General features: G+C 64.5%; 15 protein-coding genes. All 15 read left to right on the forward strand.

Going from position 1 to position 20,236, the window contains the following annotated elements; translation table 11 throughout:
* The first annotated feature begins 14 nt into the window (after positions 1-14).
* The 15 genes from NKH59_RS10215 (at position 15) to NKH59_RS10285 (ending at position 20,215) form a co-directional block, all read left to right on the forward strand.
* Complete coding sequence (locus NKH59_RS10215; protein ID WP_352767273.1) at positions 15-1,514, forward strand: helicase HerA domain-containing protein; 1,500 nt, start codon at positions 15-17, stop codon at positions 1,512-1,514.
* A gap of 413 nt (positions 1,515-1,927) precedes the next feature.
* Positions 1,928-3,034 (forward strand): efflux RND transporter periplasmic adaptor subunit, encoded by a 1,107-nt coding sequence (locus NKH59_RS10220; RefSeq protein WP_352470181.1) that lies wholly within the window; start codon positions 1,928-1,930, stop codon positions 3,032-3,034.
* The gene (locus NKH59_RS10225) at positions 3,031-6,234 is read left to right on the forward strand and encodes an efflux RND transporter permease subunit (RefSeq protein WP_352469902.1); all 3,204 of its coding nucleotides are present in this window, start codon (positions 3,031-3,033) and stop codon (positions 6,232-6,234) included. The genes NKH59_RS10220 and NKH59_RS10225 overlap by 4 nt, the downstream gene beginning before the upstream one ends.
* A gap of 244 nt (positions 6,235-6,478) precedes the next feature.
* On the forward strand, positions 6,479-6,682 hold the full coding sequence (locus NKH59_RS10230) for a hypothetical protein (RefSeq protein ID WP_352469903.1): 204 nt from the start codon (positions 6,479-6,481) through the stop codon (positions 6,680-6,682).
* Entirely contained in the window at positions 6,679-7,278 is a 600-nt protein-coding gene (locus NKH59_RS10235) for an ANTAR domain-containing response regulator (RefSeq protein WP_023676288.1), read from the forward strand. The genes NKH59_RS10230 and NKH59_RS10235 overlap by 4 nt, the downstream gene beginning before the upstream one ends.
* A gap of 2 nt (positions 7,279-7,280) precedes the next feature.
* Positions 7,281-8,519: a CmpA/NrtA family ABC transporter substrate-binding protein gene (locus NKH59_RS10240; protein ID WP_353021694.1), complete on the forward strand. Its 1,239-nt coding sequence runs from the start codon at positions 7,281-7,283 to the stop codon at positions 8,517-8,519.
* Between the two features lie 359 nt (positions 8,520-8,878).
* The gene (locus NKH59_RS10245) at positions 8,879-10,195 is read left to right on the forward strand and encodes a CmpA/NrtA family ABC transporter substrate-binding protein (RefSeq protein ID WP_352681459.1); all 1,317 of its coding nucleotides are present in this window, start codon (positions 8,879-8,881) and stop codon (positions 10,193-10,195) included.
* A 74-nt stretch (positions 10,196-10,269) separates the two neighbouring features.
* Positions 10,270-11,166, forward strand: coding sequence for a nitrate ABC transporter permease (ntrB, locus tag NKH59_RS10250; RefSeq protein WP_352681457.1), 897 nt, complete (start codon positions 10,270-10,272; stop codon positions 11,164-11,166).
* 11 nt (positions 11,167-11,177) lie between these two features.
* Positions 11,178-11,975 carry an ABC transporter ATP-binding protein gene (locus NKH59_RS10255; protein WP_352681456.1) on the forward strand — a complete coding sequence of 266 codons (798 nt, stop codon included), beginning with the start codon at positions 11,178-11,180 and terminating at the stop codon, positions 11,973-11,975.
* A 391-nt stretch (positions 11,976-12,366) separates the two neighbouring features.
* Positions 12,367-12,564 (forward strand): twin-arginine translocation signal domain-containing protein, encoded by a 198-nt coding sequence (locus NKH59_RS10260; RefSeq protein WP_352469909.1) that lies wholly within the window; start codon positions 12,367-12,369, stop codon positions 12,562-12,564.
* Positions 12,565-12,622: 58 nt separating this feature from the next.
* The gene (locus tag NKH59_RS10265; RefSeq protein WP_352448438.1) at positions 12,623-13,924 is read left to right on the forward strand and encodes an MFS transporter; all 1,302 of its coding nucleotides are present in this window, start codon (positions 12,623-12,625) and stop codon (positions 13,922-13,924) included.
* A gap of 19 nt (positions 13,925-13,943) precedes the next feature.
* A complete protein-coding gene (gene nirB / locus NKH59_RS10270; protein ID WP_023676296.1) occupies positions 13,944-16,394 on the forward strand; it encodes a nitrite reductase large subunit NirB in 2,451 nt (816 codons plus the stop codon).
* A gap of 66 nt (positions 16,395-16,460) precedes the next feature.
* On the forward strand, positions 16,461-16,790 hold the full coding sequence (nirD, locus tag NKH59_RS10275) for a nitrite reductase small subunit NirD (protein WP_353021696.1): 330 nt from the start codon (positions 16,461-16,463) through the stop codon (positions 16,788-16,790).
* Between the two features lie 3 nt (positions 16,791-16,793).
* A complete protein-coding gene (locus NKH59_RS10280) occupies positions 16,794-19,625 on the forward strand; it encodes a nitrate reductase (RefSeq protein ID WP_353021699.1) in 2,832 nt (943 codons plus the stop codon).
* A gap of 104 nt (positions 19,626-19,729) precedes the next feature.
* Positions 19,730-20,215 (forward strand): hypothetical protein, encoded by a 486-nt coding sequence (locus NKH59_RS10285; RefSeq protein WP_352454703.1) that lies wholly within the window; start codon positions 19,730-19,732, stop codon positions 20,213-20,215.
* Positions 20,216-20,236: the final 21 nt, after the last annotated feature.

A 20,236-nucleotide genomic window follows, 5' to 3' on the forward strand; every position in this document is an offset into this window, starting at 1 on the left:
AGGAGAGTCGAGACATGACCGTTGCGATCGAGATGGGCCAGACGAGCGCAGGCGCCCCGGCGGCGCTGGATCTCGAGGAGCTGCTGGCGACCCGCCTTTTGGTGCAGGGCAATTCGGGCTCCGGCAAGTCCCACCTGCTGCGCCGGCTCTTGGAGCAGAGCGCGCCCTGGGTGCAGCAGACCATCATCGACCCCGAAGGCGACTTCGTGACGCTGGGCGACCGTTTCGGCCACCTGGTGATCGACGCCGAGGAGCATACCGAGCGCGGCCTGCAGAGCGCCGGCGAGCGGGCGCGCATCCACCGCGTCTCCACGGTGCTCAATCTCGAGGGGCTCGACGCCGAGAACCAGATGCGGCGCGCCGCCGCCTTTCTCGGCGGGCTTTTCGAGGTCGCCCGCGACCACTGGTACCCGATGCTGGTGGTGGTTGACGAAGCGCAGCTGTTCGCGCCGGCTGTCGCCGGCGAGGTTTCCGACGAGGCGCGCAAGCTCTCGCTCGGCGCCATGACCAATTTGATGTGCCGCGGCCGCAAACGCGGGCTGGCCGGCATCATCGCCACCCAGCGGCTGGCCAAGCTTGCCAAGAACGTCGCGGCCGAGGCTTCCAATTTCCTCATGGGCCGGACCTTTCTCGATATCGACATGGCGCGCGCCGCCGACCTGCTCGGCATGGAGCGGCGCCAGGCGGAGGCTTTTCGCGACCTCGAGCGCGGGCAATTCATGGCGCTCGGCCCGGCGCTGTCGCGCCGTCCGCTGGGCTTGCGGATCGGCCCGACCGATACAAGTCCGCGCAACGCGACCCCGCGCCTGATGCCGCTGCCGGAATCGGCGTTGGAGGACGCGCGCGCGATCATCCTGGCGGCCCCGCCGCCCGAAACCGTCCGGCCGCAGCGCCGGTCGTCGCCGGACCTGCTCGACCAGCTGATGGCGGCGAAATCGGCGGCGCTGGAAATCCGCCCCGAAGCGGTGGAGCCGCCGATCAGCGCCGAGGATTTGGCGGAGCGCCGCGAGCGCGTCGACCGGGTGCTGCGCGCCGTGCTGGCGCAACCCGATGCCGGCTTCCGGGTCATCGGCGTGCTTTATCAGGAGTTCGTGGTCCGCTGCCGCATCGAGGGCCTCGCCTCGGTCGTGCCGGACCTGCCGGAGTTCCGCCGCATGCTGACCCGCGCCCGCGCCGGCCTCGGCTCCGACATGGCAGGCGATGACGCTTGGCAGGACGTCTCGGCGCGCGCCTCGCTGCTCCCCGAGGACATGCAAGGCGTGTTCATGATGATCGCCCGCGCCGCCAAGGAAGGCTGGCCCTGCCCGAGCGACGCGGCGATCGCCCGCGCCTACGGCTCGCACTCGCTACGCCGCGCCCGGCGCCTGCTGATATATATCGAGGAGCAGGGGCTGATCGTCTGCCAGCTCGACGGGGTTGGAAGGCGGACGGTGACGCTGGTGGAGCTCGCCTGGGCGACCGCGCCGGGCGATCCCAATGCAGAGGACGCGGAGCAGGGGAGTTTGGCGGTGTAAGGGCTGATGCGGTTCCGATAGCGAAATGGCGGCTTTAACGTTTGAAGAAGGGTTGCGGACGTTCAGCCCGACGGGACCAAGGTCTGTTCCCAGGTCTAGCCGCCCCCTCTCAATGGCATCCCCGGACCGCCCGGTGGATCTGCATCGCAAGTGGCGGGTGGCGGGGCAGCCACAGGGTGGACATTTCAGCCCACATCGAAAATGATCATGTTGCCATGCACACACTGTAGTGCTCTGATTTCGACGAAAAGCCTGAGCGTAGAAGCGGATCAACCGACCTCCGGGTCCAGCGAGCGAGGACGCAAATGGACACCCAAGAGAATGGGCAATTGCATCGCGACGCGGGCGGGCGACCCTGTCGATCGGCCGGCTGGCTTACCCGCGCCGCCGTGTTGGCGGCATTCCTGCTCGGCATGGCTTTCAGCAGCACTGCGTTTGCGCAGGACCAACAGTTACCCGTGGTGACGGCGGCCAAGCCGGTGGTCCGTGAAATCGTCGAAGACGACGAGTTCGTCGGGCGCTTCGAAGCCCTCGACCAGGTCGCCATCCGTTCGCGCGTCAGCGGCTATCTGGACAAGGTCAGCTTCCAGGACGGCGCACTGGTCAACAAGGGCGACCTGCTCTTCACCATCGATCAGCGTCCGTACCAGGCGGCTTATGATGCCGCCAAGTCGCAAGTGGACGTCGCCAAGAGTCTGCTCGAATTCTCCAAGATGCAGCTGGATCGCGCCGACGAACTCGCCAAGACCGGCAATATCTCAACCGCGACGGTCGACGACCGCCGGCGGGAATACCTTTCGGCGCAGGCGCAGATGCAGGGCGCGACGGCTGCGCTGACGACGGCCAGACTGAACATGGAATTCACCGAGATCAAGGCACCCTTGTCCGGCCGCATCGACCGCCGGCTGGTGTCGGTCGGCAACCTCGTGCAGCCGGATTCCACCTTGCTGACGACCATCGTTACGCGCGATCCGATCGACTTCTATTTCGACGTCGATGAGCGCCTGTATTTCAGCTACGCCCGCGACGCGAAGGAGCGCGGCGGCAGCATGCAGGAAGGCGCCGGCGGGCTCGAGGTGGTGGTTCGCGTCGCCGACCGCGCGGAGGCAGTATTCAAAGGCAAGCTCGATTTTGCCGAGAACCGGATCGACAACGCGACCGGCACCATGCGGGTGCGTGCAAGGTTTCCCAACGCCGACGGCATTCTCCAGCCAGGCATGTTCGGACGCATCAACGTGCCGGGGTCGCTGCCGCATAGCGGCGTGCTGGTGCCCGACGAGGCGATCGGCGCCGATCAGGATCGCCGCATCGTGTTCCTGGTGGATGAGGCCGGGATGGTGTCGGCGAAGCCCGTGCGCACCGGCCCGCTTCTCGACGGCTACCGGGTGATCCGCCAGGGCCTGACCGGCGATGAGACGATCATCGTCAACGGGCTGATGCACGCCAGGCCCGGCACCAAGGTCAAGGTCGAGATGGTGACGTTGCCGCCCAGGGCCGAGACCGCCGAGTTGCAGCAATGAGGTTCGCACATTTCTTCGTCGACCGTCCGATCTTCGCATCGGTCGTTTCGATCGTCCTGCTGATCCTCGGCGGGATTGCTTATACCCAGCTGCCGGTCGCGCAATATCCCGAGATCGCGCCGCCGACCATCGTCGTTCGCGCCCAGTATCCGGGCGCAGACGCCGAGACGGTCGCAGCGACGGTGGCAACGCCGATCGAGCAGGAGATCAACGGCGTCGAGGGCATGCTCTACATGTCGTCCTATTCGTCGGGCGACGGGGCGATGGCGCTGACCATCACCTTCAAGCTGGGCACCGATCTCGACCAGGCGCAGGTGCTGGTGCAGAACCGCGTGTCGGTCGCCGAGCCGCGCCTGCCCGAAGAAGTCCGCCGCCTCGGCATCACCACCACCAAGACCTCGCCCGACCTGATGATGGTCGTGCACATGCTGTCGCCCGACAATACCTACGACCAACTCTACGTCTCGAACTACGCCCGCTCGCGGGTGCGCGACATACTGCTCAGACTAGACGGCGTCGGCGACCTCATCATCTTCGGCGAACGCGAATATTCGCTGCGCATCTGGCTCGATCCGGAAAAACTGTCCGCCCTGGGGATGACCTCGGGCGATGTGGTGCAGGCGCTGCGCGACCAGAATGTCCAGGTGTCGGGCGGCTCGATCGGCGCGCCGCCGACCAGCACCGGCACGGCGTTCCAGTACACGGTCACAACGCAAGGCCGCTTCAACGACGCACGCGACTTCCGATACGTGATCGTCAAATCGACCGACGACGGCCGCCTGATCTCGCTCCAGGACGTGGCGCGCATCGAGCTCGGCGCCAAGGATTACGTCACCAACTCCTATCTCAACGGCAAACCGGCGGTGGCGCTCGCCATCTTCCAGCGGCCGGGCACCAATGCGCTCGCCGCAGCCGCGGAGATCCAGGACAAGATGAAGGAGCTTTCCCGCGACTTCCCGAAGGGGTTGAGCTACGACATCGTCTACAATCCGACCGAGTTCGTCGCCGAGTCGATCCAGGAGGTCTACAAGACGATCCTCGAGGCGATGCTGCTGGTCATCATCGTCATCATCGTCTTCCTGCAATCGTGGCGCATGGCGATCGTGCCGATCGTGGCGATTCCCGTGTCGCTGATCGGCACGCTGGCGGTACTTTACGCCGCCGGCTTCTCGCTCAACATGCTGACGCTGTTCGGCCTCGTTCTGGCGATCGGCATCGTCGTCGACGATGCGATCGTCGTGGTCGAAAACGTCGAGCGCAATATCGCCAGAGGGCTGGCGCCCAGTCCGGCGTCGCACCTGACCATGGACGAAGTCGGAACGGCCGTCATCGCGATCTCGCTGGTGTTGATAGCCGTGTTCGTGCCGACAGCCTTCATCCCCGGCATTTCTGGGCAGTTCTATCTGCAGTTTGCTATCACCATCGCGGTGTCGACGGCGATCTCGGCATTCAATTCGCTGACGCTTTCGCCGGCGCTGGCCGCACTGCTGTTCAAGCCGCATCACGCCGCGGCGGCGCCGCCGCGCTTTTTCCTGGCGCGGTTCGGACGGGCGCTCGCCGACGGCTTCAATCGCGGCTTCGACAGGGTCGCCCATTGGTATTCGAGCATTATCCGCGTGCTGGTCGGCTCGTGGATAACGATGGCCGCCATGCTGGCCGTTTTCGCGGCCCTCATCTACGCCACGGTCTACATGGTGCAGGCGGTGCCGCGCGGTTTCATTCCGTCGCTTGACCAGGGCTATGCGATCGTCGTCGTCCAGTTGCCGGACGGCGCTTCGCTGTCGAGGACCGATTCGGTCATCCAGCAGGCGTCGCAGATCATCCAGAAAACGCCAGGCGTCGATTACGCTGTCGCCTTCGCCGGCTTCTCCGGCGCGACCTTCACCAACGCCAGCAACGCGGGCGTGATCTTCGCCAGGTTCAAGCCGTTTGACGAGCGACTGAAAGCCGGCCAGTCGGCGACCCAGGTCATCGGCAATCTGTTCGGCAGCCTGCAAAGCATCAAGGAAGCCTTCATTATCGCACTGCCACCGCCGCCGATCCGCGGCGTCGGCAATGCCGGCGGCTTCAAGCTGCAGATCCAGGAGCGCAACAGCGCCGACATGCGGCAGATCCTGGCGCTTGCCTACGAAATCGCCGGCAAGGCCAACAAGACGCCGGGGCTGACGGGCGTGTTCACCACCTTCTCCGCGTCGAGCCCGCAATTCTTCCTGGAGATCGATCGCGACAAGGCGCGCATCCTGAACGTGCCGATCCCCAACATCTTCGAGACGCTGTCGATCAATTTGGGCACCGCCTACGTCAACGACTTCAACGCGTTCGGGCGCGTCTACCAGGTGCGGGCGCAGGCCGACCAGGCGTTCCGCCTCGATCGCGCCGACATCTTGAAACTGAAGGTGCGCTCGGCGACCGGCGCGCTGGTTCCGCTCGGCACGTTGATCGAGATCCGCGACGTCACCGGCCCGGCGCTGGTCCAGCGCTACAACATGTACGTCTCAGTGCCGCTGCAGGGCAACGCCGCGCCCGGCGTTTCCACGGGCGACGCGCTGGCATTGATGGAAGGGATCACGGCAAAGACGCTGCCGGCCGGTACCTCCTATGAATGGACCGAGCTCGCCTATCAGGAGCGCAACACCGGCAATGCCGCTGTCTATATTTTCGGACTGTCGGTGCTGTTCGTGTTCCTGGCGCTGGCGGCGCAATATGAAAGCTGGGTGCTGCCGTTCGCCATTGTGCTGGTGGTGCCGCTCGGCGTGCTCGCGGCGTTGCTCGGCGTGTCTTTCCGAGGGCTGGACAACAACATCCTCGTGCAGATCGGCCTCATCGTGCTGATCGGGCTTGCCGCGAAGAACGCGATCCTGATCGTCGAATTCGCGCGGCAGGCGCAGGAACGCGGGCTGTCGGCCGCCGAGGCTGCCGTCGAAGCCTGCCGGCTCAGGCTGCGGCCGATCCTGATGACCGCCTTCTCGTTCATCCTCGGCGTCGTGCCGCTGATGATCGCAACGGGACCGGGCGCAGAAATGCGCCAGTCGCTCGGCACCGCGGTATTCTCCGGCATGCTCGGCGTCACCTTCGTCGGCCTGTTCCTGACGCCGGTGTTCTACGTCACGCTCAGGTCGCTGTTTTCACGGCGCAAGCCCCGTGCCGAGGCCGAACCTTCGGGGCCGGCAGAGGCGCCATCGGAGACGGCCGCCGAGTAGGGTTACGAATTCGCCGCGCGAGCGCGGTTATCACTCCAGAAAATCGGCGCGGCGCGGCAACGGCTACGATCTGCGCAACCTCGGCGTCGAGGTGCCGCGGAGACCCTGCTCGGTCTGATCCAGCCTGACAGCCGCATCCAGTTCAGCGAGACGATGCCGGGCGGAGAGGCCAATGCGATCTTCTATCTGGTCGACCAGGCGGGGCTTGAGGGCGCAACCGCGACCTCCGGAGTCCTCGCTTGCGATGTCTGCTTCCGCCCGACGCGATCACCGTGCGCCGACAGACCTGCAGGCAGCCGATCAGGCGGGTGCCGGCGCCCGCGGCGTCAACTTCGTCGCGCCGGCCGTCGTCCAATTCCTCAGGCGGCGCCTGGACGCCGGCTTTGTTTCCGTGAATCTCGCCATGCCGCATTGCACAATCGTCTCGCCTGCGCAAAATGCGGCATGATCCGCAAATCCCTCACTGTTCTGGTGATCGATGAAAACCACATCCGCGCTTCGATAATCGAAGCGGGATTGCGGGAGGCCGGGCATCAGCAGGTCACGGTCATCCACGACGTCGCCGGCATCGCGCGGCGGATCGCCGAGATCGAACCCGACGTGATCGTCATCGATCTCGAAAATCCCAACCGCGACATGCTCGAAAACATGTTCCAGCTTTCGCGCGTGGTGAAGCGGCCGATCGCCATGTTCGTCGACCGCTCGGATCAGGCTTCGATCGAAGCTGCGGTGGAAGCGGGGGTATCGGCCTATGTCGTCGACGGCCTGCGCCAGGAGCGGGTCAAGCCGATCCTCGACATGGCGATCAGCCGCTTCAACGCCTTCTCGCGCATGGCGCGCGAACTGGAAGAAGCCCGCAGCGAGTTGGAGAGCCGCAAGGTGATCGATCGCGCCAAGGGCATCCTGATGAAATCGCGCGGCCTGTCGGAGGACGCGGCCTACACGCTGCTGCGCAAGACAGCCATGAACCAGAACCGCAAGATCGCCGAAATCGCGCAGAGCCTGGTGACGGCGGCAGGGCTTCTGGATCCCGAGGAGAGTTGAGAATGGCGGCCGAGCACCGGATCAATGCTGGCTTCATGCCGCTCTTCGACAGCGCCATCCTTGTCGCGGCGAAGGAAATCGGCTTTGCTTTGCGCGAAGGCATCGACCTCACCCTCAACCGGGAAACGTCCTGGGCCAACATCCGCGACCGCATCGCCATCGGCCACTTCGATCTGGCGCACATGCTGGGGCCGATGCCGATCGCCTGCAATCTTGGGCTGACGCCGCTCGCCTCCGATACCGTCGTGCCGTTCTCGCTCGGCCTCGGCGGCAATTGCGTGACGGTTTCGAACGCGGTCTGGGCCGGCATGGCCGCGCACGGCGCCCAACCCGATCTCGATCCGGCGCGGGCCGGCAAGGCATTGCGAGCGCTGATTCGCGAACGGGCGAATGGCGGCGGCGATCCGCTGCGCTTCGCCGTCGTCCATCCGCATTCCGGGCACAATTACGAATTGCGCTACTGGCTCGCCGCCTGCGGCATCGACCCGTCGCGTGAAATCGAGATCGTCATCGTGCCGCCCCCCTTCATGGCCGACGCGCTCGCCGCCGGCAGGATCGACGGCTACTGCGTCGGCGAACCCTGGAACAGTGCCGCGGTCGTCGCCGGCACCGGCCGCATCGCCACGGTCAAGGCGGCCATCTGGAAGACCAGCCCGGAGAAAGTCGTTGGCGTGCGCAAGGCATGGGCGGAAAGAGAGCCGGACGCGCTTTCAGCTCTGCTGCGTGCGCTTCATCACGCGGCGCGCTGGTGCCAGGATCCGGCAAACCGTGACGAACTCGCGGCCCTGATGGCGCAGCCGGCCTTCCTCGGGCTTGCGCCGGCGCTGCAGATGCCGATTCTCAGCGGGCATCTGGCGCTCGGCGGCGGCGCCGAACTCTCCGTCGGCGACTTCTTTCTGCCCTTCAACAAGGCGGCGAACTTCCCGTGGAAGAGCCATGCGCTGTGGTTCTACACGCAGATGGTGCGCTGGGGGCATGTCGCGCACACGCCGGAAAACCTCGCTATTGCCCGCGACTGCTACCGCCCCGATCTCTACCGCTCGGCGTTGAAGCCGCTTGGCGTGGCGCTTCCCGGTGCCAATGCCAAGGTCGAGGGCGCGCTGAAGGCCGCGACTCCGGTCGGTTCGGCGGGGGCAAGCCTGGTGCTCGGTCCCGATGGCTTCTTCGATGGCCAGATATTCGATCCCGACGAGATCGACGCCTACATTGCCGGCCAGAAATTGGCGCGCGCTGAGGCCTGATCATTTCTCCGGCATTCTTGTGCGCTGCACAAAAAATGTGCGTGCAACTGCGCTAATGAACAATCCTTGGCTTGCTCGCCCAGCGGCCCGGCGCGCCGAAGATTGTGGCATGCCGTTGATCTCATTGATGTTTGTCACCCATTCCGAAACTGGCACGGTTCCTGCTTTGTAATAGGCAGACTCTTCTCGGGTCACGGAATAGGCGTCCAATGGCGGGCGCTACAGGCAAAGCTGCCGCTCAGGTCAACACGCGATCCCGGATGGACGGACGCGCGCGGCCTGGCCGGCGGCTTTTTTTGTTTTGGTCGAACACGCAATCGACGGCGCCGATCCCAAGCCGCGCCCAACCGGAGATGACGATGACGAAAAGCACCAATAGCCATTCCGCCCAAACGGCGATCAGCCGCCGGGATTTCCTGAGGATCAGCGCGGCCACCGCGGCAACGCTGGCCGCGGCGCGTGCGCTGCTGCCCTCCGGCGCCTATGCGGCGCCCGCCGCGCCGGAAGTCACCGGCGCCAAGCTCGGCTTCATCGCATTGACTGATGCAGCACCGTTGATGATCGCCAAGGAGAAAGGCCTGTTCGAGAAATTCGGCATGCCCGATGTCGAGGTGCTCAAGCAGGCCTCCTGGGGGGCGACGCGCGATAATCTGGTGCTCGGCGGCGAAGCCAACGGCATTGACGGCGCCCATATCCTGACGCCGATGCCTTATCTGATGCACACCGGCAAGGTGACGCAAAACAAGCAGCCACTGCCGATGGCGATCGTGGCGCGGCTCAACTACGACTGCCAGGGCATTTCCGTCGCCCAGGAATATGCCGGCACCGGCGTCGGCCTCGACGCCTCCAAGCTGAAGGACGCCTTCGCTGCGAAAAAGGCCGCAGGCAAGGAGGTGAAGGCCGCCATGACCTTCCCGGGCGGCACGCACGATCTTTGGCTGCGCTACTGGCTGGCTGCCGGCGGCATCGATCCCGACAAGGACGTCTCGACCATCGTCGTGCCGCCGCCGCAGATGGTCGCCAACATGAAGGTCGGCAACATGGACGTGTTCTGTGTCGGCGAGCCGTGGAACGAGCAACTCGTCCACCAGAGCGTCGGCTTCACCGCCGCCACCACCGGCGAACTGTGGAAGGGCCATCCGGAAAAGGCGCTCGGCCTGCGCGCCGCCTTTATCGACAAGTACCCGAACGCCACCAAGGCGATCCTGATGGCCGTCATGGAAGCCCAGCAATGGTGCGAGGCAAAAGAAAACAAGGACGAGATGGCCGCCATCATCGGCAAGCGGCAGTGGATGAACGTGCCGACTGCCGACATCATCGGCCGCCTCAAGGGCGACATCAACTACGGCAATGGCCGCGTCGCCAACGGCACCGACCTCTATATGAAGTTCTGGAAGGGCGGCGTGTCCTATCCCTTCAAGAGCCACGACAGCTGGTTCCTCGCCGAAAATATCCGCTGGGGCAAGTTCGCGCCGACCACCGACATCAAAGCACTGGTCGGCCAAGTAAACCGTGAGGATCTGTGGCGCGAGGCGGCCAAGGATCTTGGTGTCGCCGCGGCCGATATTCCGGCGTCTACGTCGCGAGGCACTGAAACCTTCTTCGACGGCAAGATATTCGATCCGGAGAACCCGTCGGCCTATCTCGACAGCCTGAAAATCAAGGTGTCGGCCTGAGCCTGACAGGGGATGCGCGGCAGGCGGTGGCAGCGCCGCCTGCCTTGCACCTGCCGCCAAGGAGTTTTTCGAGAATGTCTATCCAAGCCATCGAGGACCGCAAGGTGAAGCCGTTCCCCGCACCGGCCAAGCCCGCCGAGGTCATCGCCTTGACCGCCAGGGCGCGGCGCCGCTTCGACCCGGCCGCGGTCGCCGCCAAGCTGGCCAGCACGCTGGTGCCGCCGGTCATCGTCATCACCATTATGCTCGTCGTCTGGCAGGTCGCCTGTTCGTCGCCCACGGCCAGCCTGCCACCGCCGAGCCAGGTGTGGAACGAGGCCTATGACCTGATCGCCCACCCGTTCTTCGACAATGGCCCGCAGGACATCGGACTCGCCTGGCGGGTGCTGATGTCGCTGCAGCGCGTCGCCATGGGCTTCGGCCTGGCAGCAATCGTCGGCGTCGCGCTCGGCGCGCTGGTCGGCCAGTCGATCTGGGCGATGCGCGGTCTCGATCCGGTCTTCCAGATCCTGCGCACGGTGCCGCCGCTCGCGTGGCTGCCGCTGTCGCTGGCGGCGTTCCGCGATTCCAGCCCGTCGGCGATCTTCGTCATCTTCATCACCTCGATCTGGCCCATCATCATCAACACCGCGGTCGGTGTCCGCAACATCCCCGAGGACTACCGCAACGTCGCCCGTATCCTCCGGCTCAACCAGTTCGAGTTCTTTGTGAAGATCATGGTGCCGGCGGCCGCGCCCTACATCTTCACCGGCTTGCGGATCGGCATCGGCCTGTCCTGGCTCGCCATCGTCGCCGCCGAAATGCTGACCGGCGGCGTCGGCATCGGCTTCTTCATCTGGGACGCGTGGAACTCGTCGCGCCTGCCCGACATCATTGTCGCGCTCGCCTATATCGGCATCACCGGCTTTTGCCTCGACCGCCTGGTCGCGGCGGTCGGCGTCTTCGTCACCCGCGGCACAACGGCAAAGTGAGGAGAGGGACGATGACGGCCTATCTGAAACTCGACCACATCAACAAATCCTTCGCCCGCGGCAGCCAGGTCAGCGACGTGCTGAAGGACATCCGGCTGACTATCGACAAGGGCGAATTCGTCTCGATCATCGGCCATTCCGGCTGCGGCAAGTCGACCTTGCTCAACCTGATCGCCGGCCTGACCAAGGTCTCGGCCGGCGCCGTCCTGCTCGAAGACAAGGAGGTCGACAGCCCCGGCCCGGAACGCGCCGTGGTGTTCCAGAACCACAGCCTGCTGCCTTGGCTCACCGTCTACGAAAACATCAACCTCGCGGTATCAAAGGTCTTCGGCGGCAAAAAGAGCCGGGCCGAGCGGCATGAATGGATCATGCGCAATCTCGATCTCGTGCAGATGGCGCATGCCAAGGACAAACGTCCGGCCGAGATTTCGGGCGGCATGAAGCAGCGCGTCGGCATCGCCCGGGCGCTGGCCATGGAGCCGAAGATCCTGCTGCTCGACGAGCCCTTCGGCGCGCTCGACGCGCTGACCCGCGCGCATCTTCAGGACGCGGTGATGGATATCCATTCGAGGCTCGGCTCGACGACGATCATGATCACTCACGATGTCGACGAGGCGGTGCTGCTGTCCGACCGCATCGTCATGATGACCAACGGGCCGGCGGCCACCATCGGCGAGGTTCTTCCCGTGCCGCTGGCCCGGCCGCGTCGGCGCATTGAGCTTTCCTCCGACCGCACCTTCCTGCGCTGCCGCGAGGCGGTGCTGAAATTCCTCTACGAACGCCACCGCTTCGTCGAAGCCGCGGAGTAAGGCCATAATTGGAAACTCGTCATCATCATCGGCAAATCTGCATCGGCAATGGGCAATCTACCGCATTGCACAAATATTATGCTGCTGTGCAAGGCATTTTGACTAATCTTTGATCCGCTGCCGAGCTTGGTCAAAAGTCGCGCGGCTGCGGTTCATATTGATTTCATTCTATAATTAAGAGCGCTGTCGAATTGGCACGCTTCCTGCTTTCCAAAATGTAGGGTCCGCAAGGGCCAAGTGACACGGCGTCCAATGGCGGGCGCCACAGGCAAAGCTGCCGCTCAGGTCCACACGCGCTCCCGAAATCCCGGACGCGAAGACCTGGCCGGCGGCTTTTTTGTTTTGACGCAATCGACACGCTGGTCCCAAGCGGCGCCAACCGGAGACGACGATGACGAAACGGATCGGAACTGGCGCGTCCCTCGCGGACTTCACGCGCCGCGATTTTCTGGCCGCCAGCGCGCTGACGGCGGCGCTGTTCACCGCCGCGCTCCTCCTCTTTCCCGCCGGCGCCAAGACTGACGGCAAGGGTCTTGAAGTGACCGCGCAAAGGTCGGTTTCAACCAGTTCGCCGATGCTGCGCCGCTGACAGTCGCGAACGAACAGACAAGGGCGGTGCCTCCCACGCCGCAAACCGGAGCCAGAAAATGACCGCAAATCTCCCAGCCGCGCCCAGCCAGGACAGCGCTCCCCGGCAGGCGCTTGCCATGTCCACCATCGCCTTCACCGTCTGCTTCGCGGTGTGGACGATCTTTTCAATCATCGGCGTGCGCATAAAGCAGGAGTTGGGGCTGAACGAGACGGAGTTCGGCCTGCTCGTCGGCACGCCGATCCTCACCGGCTCGCTCGTGCGTATGGTGCTCGGTGTCTGGACCGACCGTTTTGGCGGACGGCTGGTATACACCGCGACCATGCTTGCGGCGGCGGTCGCGACCTTTCTGCTCGCTTTTGCGCACACCTACGGGCAGATGCTGGTCGCCGCATTAGGCGTTGGGCTCGCCGGCGGTTCCTTCGCCGTCGGTGTCGCCTATGTCTCGCGCTTCTTCCCGGCCGGCAAGCAGGGTACGGCGCTTGGCATTTTCGGTGTCGGCAATGTCGGCGCCGCGGTCACCAAGTTCCTGGCACCGTTCGTGCTTCTTTCCTGGGGCTGGCAGTCGGTCGCGCTGATCTGGGCGGCAGCACTAGTCGTCATGGCCGCCGTCTTCTGGTTCACGACTGGCGACGATCCGGTCATCCGCGAGCGCCGCGCCGGCAAGGCAGCGCCCAAGAGAAGCTTCTTGCAGGAATTCGCGCCGCTCAAGAACCTGCAGGTCTGGCGCTTCGCCTTCTATTATTTCTTCGCCTTCGGTGCATTCGTGGCGCTCTCGCTGTGGCTGCCCCGCTACCTGATCGGCGTCTACGGCTTCGGGCTTGCGACCGCCGGCATGATTGGCGCGGCCTATTCAATTCCGGCAAGTATTTTCCGCGCCTATGGCGGCGTGCTTTCCGACCGGATCGGCGCCCGCACCGTGCTCTACTGCACCTTCGCTGTCAGTGCCGTCGCGACTCTCGTTCTGTCTCTCCCCTCGGCAGACTACGTCGTGCGCGGTATCAGCGGGCCGATCGCCTTCCATTTCGAGATCGGCCCGCTTGCCTTCATAGCCGTTGCCTGTGTGCTCGGCTTCTTCATGAGCCTTGGCAAGGCCGCCGTCTACAAGCACATCCCGGCTTACTATCCGCAGAGTGTCGGCGCGGTCGGCGGCGTTGTCGGCATGATTGGCGGGCTCGGCGGCTTTATCCTGCCAATCGCCTTCGGCGTGCTCAACGACCTCACCGGCGTCTGGTCGAGCTGCTTCATGCTGCTCTTCGTCATTGTCGCCACCTGTTTTGCCTGGATGCATTTTTCCATCCGGCGGATGGAGCGCACGGCGTCTGACGAAGCTTCAGGCCTTTCCTACGCGGCTGAGTGAGAGCGGAGTGGATCAGGACATGACCGAGAAACTCGTCATCATCGGCAACGGCATGGCCCCCGGGCGCATGCTGGAGCATCTCCTGGAAAAGGCGCCTGGGCGCTACCAGGTCACCATCTTCAACGCCGAGCCGCGCGTGAACTACGACCGCATCATGCTGTCGCCGGTTCTGTCGGGAGAAAAGGCCTATGAGGAGATCATCATCCATGGCGACGGTTGGTACATCAAGCACGGCATCACCCTCTACAAGGGCCACAAGATCGTCGCCATCGACCGGCAGGCAAAGACCGTCACCTCCGATCATGGCGTGACCGAGCCCTACGACAAGCTCGTCATCGCCACCGGCTCGGTGCCGTTTATCATTCCGGTGCCAGGCCATGACCTGCCGGGCGTGCTCACCTATCGCGATCTCGACGACGTCCGGGCGATGATGCTTGCCGCCCAGTCGCGGGCCAAGGCTGTCGTCATCGGCGGCGGCCTGCTCGGCCTGGAAGCGGCTGCGGGTCTGAACGCGCAGGGCATGGACGTCACCGTGCTGCACGTCATGCCGACGCTGATGGAGCGTCAGCTCGATCCGGCCGCCGGATATCTCCTGCAGCGCGCCGTCGAGCAGCGCGGCATCAAGGTCATCACCAAAGCCAACACCCAGGCGATCACCGGCAACGGCAAGGTCGAGCGGGTGGAGCTTGCCGACGGCACAGTCATTCCCGCAACGCTCGTCGTCATGGCGGTGGGCATCAGGCCGAATGCGGCGCTGGCGAAGGAAGCCGGCATTGCGGTCAATCGCGGCATCGTCGTCGACGCCGGCATGCGCAGCAACGATCCCGATATCTACGCAATCGGCGAATGCGCCGAGGTCAACGGCCAGGTCTACGGGCTGGTCGCGCCGCTCTACGAGATGGCGCGCGTCGCCGCCAGCCATCTGGCCGGCAATGAGGCGGCGGCTTTCGTCCACATGGACACGCCGACTAAGCTCAAGGTCACCGGCATCGAGCTGTTCTCTCTCGGCGACTTCGCCGAGGGCGATGACCGTCAGGAGATCGTGCTGCGCGATGCCGCGGCCGGCGTCTACAAGCGCCTCGTACTCAAGGACGACCGCATCATCGGCACTGTGCTCTATGGCGAGACGGCGGACGGCGCCTGGTTCAACGACCTCAAGAAGAAGCAGACCGACATATCCGAGATGCGCGATACGCTCATCTTCGGCCAGTCCTACCAGGGAGGCGCCCCCCTGGACCCTATGGCGGCCGTTGCAGCCTTGCCGGATGATGCGGAAATCTGCGGTTGCAACGGCGTATGCAAGGGAAAGATCACCGGCGCGATCACGGCCAGGGGCTTGACCTCGCTCGACGATGTGCGCGCCCACACCAAGGCGTCGGCCTCCTGCGGCTCCTGCACCGGGCTGGTCGAAAAGCTGATGGTGCTGACCATCGGCGACAAATACAACCCCGCGGCGGTCCAGCCGATGTGCAGCTGCACCGCGCTTGGCCATGACGAGGTCCGCCGGCTGATCAAGGCCAAGGGCCTGAAGACCATTCCCGCCGTCATGCAGGAACTGGAGTGGAAGACCTCCTGCGGCTGCGCCAAATGCCGGCCGGCGCTCAACTATTATCTCGTCTGCGACTGGCCCGACGAATACGCCGACGATTACCAGTCGCGCTTCATCAACGAGCGCGTCCACGCCAACATCCAAAAGGACGGCACCTATTCGGTAGTGCCGCGCATGTGGGGCGGCGTCACCAACGCCGCCGAATTGCGCGCCATCGCCGACGTCGTCGACAAGTTCGAGATCCCGATGGTCAAGGTCACCGGCGGCCAGCGCATTGACATGCTCGGCATCCGCAAGGAAGACCTGCCGGCGGTATGGGCCGATCTCGGTCAGGCCGGCTTCGTCTCGGGCCACGCCTATGCCAAAGGACTGCGCACGGTGAAGACCTGTGTCGGCTCGGACTGGTGCCGCTTCGGCACGCAGGATTCGACCGGCTTGGGCATCCGTATCGAAAAATTCATGTGGGGCTCGTGGACCCCGGCCAAGGTCAAGATGGCGGTGTCGGGCTGTCCGCGAAACTGTGCCGAGGCGACCTGCAAGGATGTCGGCGTGATCTGCGTCGATAGCGGCTATGAGATCCATTTCGCCGGCGCCGCCGGTCTCGACATCAAGGGCACCGAAGTGCTCGGCCTGGTCAAGACCGAGGACGAGGCGCTGGAGCATATCGTGGCGTTGACGCAGATGTATCGCGAGCAGGGTCGCTATCTTGAGCGTATCTACAAATGGGCCAAGCGCGTCGGCATAGCTGAGATCAAGCGTCAGATCATGGACGATGGCGAGAAGCGCAAAGCCTATTTCGACCGCTTCGTCTTTTCGCAGAAATTCGCCCAGGTCGACCCATGGTCGGAACGTGCTTCCGGCAAGGACAAGCATGAATTCCGGCCGATGGCTTCGGTCGGCTTTGCCCAGGCGGCGGAGTAGGCGCGTGTTCCCGAAAAGTGGAATGCGGTTTTCGGACAAGAACACGCGCAAAAGAGGAATGGCCAGATGAATTGGGTATCGATCGGCACGCTCTCGGACATTCCGCGTCGCGGCGCGCGCTGCGTCGCCACGCCGGAAGGAACGATCGCCGTCTTTCGCACGGCCGACGATCAGGTCTTTGCCATCGACGACCATTGCCCGCACAAAGGTGGGCCGCTCAGCCAGGGCATCGTCCATGGCACGGCGGTGACCTGTCCCTTGCACAATTGGGTGATCTCGCTGGAGACAGGCAAGGCGCTCGGCGCGGACGAGGGCGCGGTGCGCACCATTGCGGTGCGGATCGACGGCGAGCGGCTGTTCATTGCGCTGGAAGCGCTGGCCAGCCGCGCGGCGTGAACCATGCAGATTGATGAAGCGCGCGAGGTGAGGACCACCTGCCCCTATTGCGGGGTGGGTTGCGGCGTGCTGGCGAAGGTCGCCGCGGACGGTGAAATAACCGTTCGCGGCGACCCGGACCACCCGGCGAATTTCGGCCGGCTCTGCTCCAAAGGCTCGGCGCTGGCTGAGACCATCGATCTCGACGGCAGGTTGCTATACCCGGAGATCTACGGTCGCCGCACCGACTGGGACGAAGCGCTCGACCTTGTCGCTTCGACCTTCTCGCAAACCATTGCCGAACACGGCCCTGGTTCGGTCGCCTTTTATGTTTCCGGCCAGTTGCTGACCGAGGACTATTACGTCGCCAACAAGCTGATGAAAGGCTTTATCGGCTCGGCCAATATCGACACCAATTCGCGCCTGTGCATGGCCTCGTCGGTCGCCGGCCACCGCCGCGCCTTTGGCTCGGACACCGTTCCGGGAAATTACGAGGATCTGGAACTTGCCGACCTGATCGTGCTGGTCGGCTCCAATCTCGCCTGGTGCCATCCGGTACTCTACCAGCGCATAGCCGCCGCCCGGGAAAAGCGGCCCGAGATGAAGGTGGTGCTGATCGACCCTCGCCGCACCATGACCTCAGACATCGCCGACATGCATCTGGCGATCGCGCCTGATGGCGACGTCGCTTTGTTCACCGGGCTGCTCGCCTATCTCGGCCAGCACAACGCGCTGGACCGCACCTATATCACGTCGCACACGACCGGCTTCGGGCAAGCGCTTTTCGCCGCCTCGGCGCTCGATCTTGCCGGCATCGCGGCTGCCACGGGTCTCAGTGAGGACGAACTGGCCCGCTTCTACAGCCTGTTTGCCGCGACGGCGAAGACGGTGACCGTCTACAGCCAAGGCGTGAACCAGTCGTCTGCGGGCACCGACAAGGTCAACGCCATCATCAACTGCCATCTGGCCACCGGCCGCATAGGCAAGCCCGGCGCCGGGCCGTTCTCGGTGACCGGCCAGCCCAACGCCATGGGCGGCCGTGAGGTCGGCGGCATGGCCAACATGCTGGCCGCCCACATGGAGATCGAAAACCCCGAGCACCGCGAACGCGTGCAGCGCTTCTGGAATGCCCCAACCGTCGCCGAAAAACCCGGCCTGAAAGCGGTCGAGATGTTCCAAGCGGTGGCCGACGGACGCATCAAGGCGCTGTGGATCATGGCCACCAACCCCGTCGATTCGATGCCGGACGCCGATGCCGTCGAGGCGGCGATCAAGGCCTGCCCTTTTGTCGTGGTCTCGGACGTGCTGGCCAAGACCGACACGGTCCGCCACGCCCATGTCCGGCTGACGGCCACCGCATGGGGCGAAAAGGATGGCACCGTCACCAATTCGGAGCGCCGCATCTCGCGCCAGCGAGCCTTTTTGGCCACGCCTGGTGAGGCAAGGCCAGATTGGTGGATCATCGCTGAAGTCGCCAAGCGGATGGGCTTCGGCGAGGCTTTTTCGCATGTGTCGCCGGCCGACATCTTCGCCGAGCATGCCGCGTTGTCGACATTCGAGAATGACGGGGCACGCGATTTCGACATCGGCGCCTACGCCGGGATCGATGCAGGGACGTATGAGGAGTTGGCGCCATTCCAATGGCCAGCGCCGAGCCAGGGCACCCCCCTCTGGCCTGGCGGCCATCTCCCTCTCAAGGGGGGAGATTGGATGTCGCCACCGGTTTCGCCAATCGTTGCCATTGCTGAAAAGGCGGTGCCGGCAAAACTGTCAATCTCCCCCCTTGAGGGGGAGGTGGCCGGCAGGCCAGAGGGGCGCGCGCGGCGCCAGCTGGAGGACAAAAGCACCCGCTTCTTCGCCAACGGCAATTTCTACACACCCGACGGCAAGGCACGCTTCATTGCCATCCGCCCAGCCGCACAAACCCGCACCAGCCCGGACTTCCCGCTGGTGCTCAACACCGGGCGCGTGCGCGACCATTGGCACACCATGACGCGGACCGGCAAGAGCCCGCGCTTGTCGCAGCACATGGCCGAACCGTTCGTCGAAATCCACCCGTCGGATGCGCAGCACTTCGGCATCGGCGATGCCGAGATCGTCCGCGTCTCGACTGCCCATGGCGAGGTGCTGGTCCGCGCCCTGGTGACGGTGCGCCAACGCCAAGGCTCTGTATTCGTTCCGATGCACTGGACCGATCAGTTCTCGGGCCGCGCGCGCGTCGATGCACTGGTCGCGCCGACGACCGATGCGATTTCAGGCCAACCGGCCTCGAAGAATGTTGCCGCCCGCATCGAGCGGTTCGCCGCCACAGCCTTCGGCTTCGCCGTGCTTGCCGAACGGCCCGCATCGATCGACGCCGATTACTGGAGCCTCGCCCGCGGCCCCGCCGGCTGGCGGCTTGAAATTGCGCTGCAGGACAGCCGCGACTGGACCGGGTTTGCCGCCTCCCTGTTAGGCATGGAAGGGGAGACGCTCGCCTATCACGACATCGCCAGCGGGCACCATCGCTTCGCCCGTTTCGCAGGCAATAGGCTGGTCGGCGCGCTCTATCTTGCGCCAACCCCGGTGGCGGTGTCGCGCGGCTGGGCAGTCGAACAACTTGGCGCTGACCATGCCAATCGGCAGGCGCGGCTGGCGATTGTCGCCGGGCGGCCGGGCGGCAACAGCGTCGACCGCGGTGCCATCGTCTGCGCCTGTTTCGGGGTTGGTGCCAACCAGATCGCGGAAGCGGTACGCGGCGGCTGTACCAGCGTCGCGGCAATCGGCGCCGTCCTTCACGCCGGCACCAATTGCGGCTCTTGCCGCGCCGAGATCAAGACCATTATCGACGGGCGGCGTCTGCAAGCTGCGGAGTGAATGCGCCGAGAAACTCTGCCGTGCCGCCGCATGATGCTTACTAGCAATTTACAAACCACGGGCTACCAACGTTCTGACTTCGATTCGCTCGGAACGGGAGCCTCATGAGCAAAGCCCTGACCTCATTCGCGCTTGCCGCCGCGCTGGCGGCCTTGCTGATGGCGCTCTGCCTGATGGTGGCCAGGCATGGCTATCCCTATGGCGCGATCGGCGCCAAGCGCTTGAGCGACATCGCCGATGCGGGGACGTTCATTCCGCTCGCGGCGATGTATTTTTTCAGCGCACTGCTGATGATGGTTCTGCCGATCAGGCTCGCTGGCATCGTCCTGACACATGCCGCCGATGCGATCTTCTGGACGGTCATCTTGTTGTTTGCGGTCATCGTTGGATGTCTCGCCGCGAGATTTGCTTTCGGTCAGCGCGATGTGCTCCCGGCACTGCTGAACTGGCGGTTCCTGTTTGTCGCAGCCGTCGTCGGATGCCATCTCTTCATCAACGAGCTGCGCCGGAACATCCTGTTGCGAAGCCTGTTCTTCGTCGTCTTCGCCGCAGCGACACTGGCCTGCCTGTTTTGGTCCTTCACCATCTGAGCATGTGCGACCCGTCGGGCA

The organism is Mesorhizobium sp. M0998 (assembly GCF_040318885.1).
Classification (GTDB): Bacteria; Pseudomonadota; Alphaproteobacteria; order Rhizobiales; family Rhizobiaceae; genus Mesorhizobium.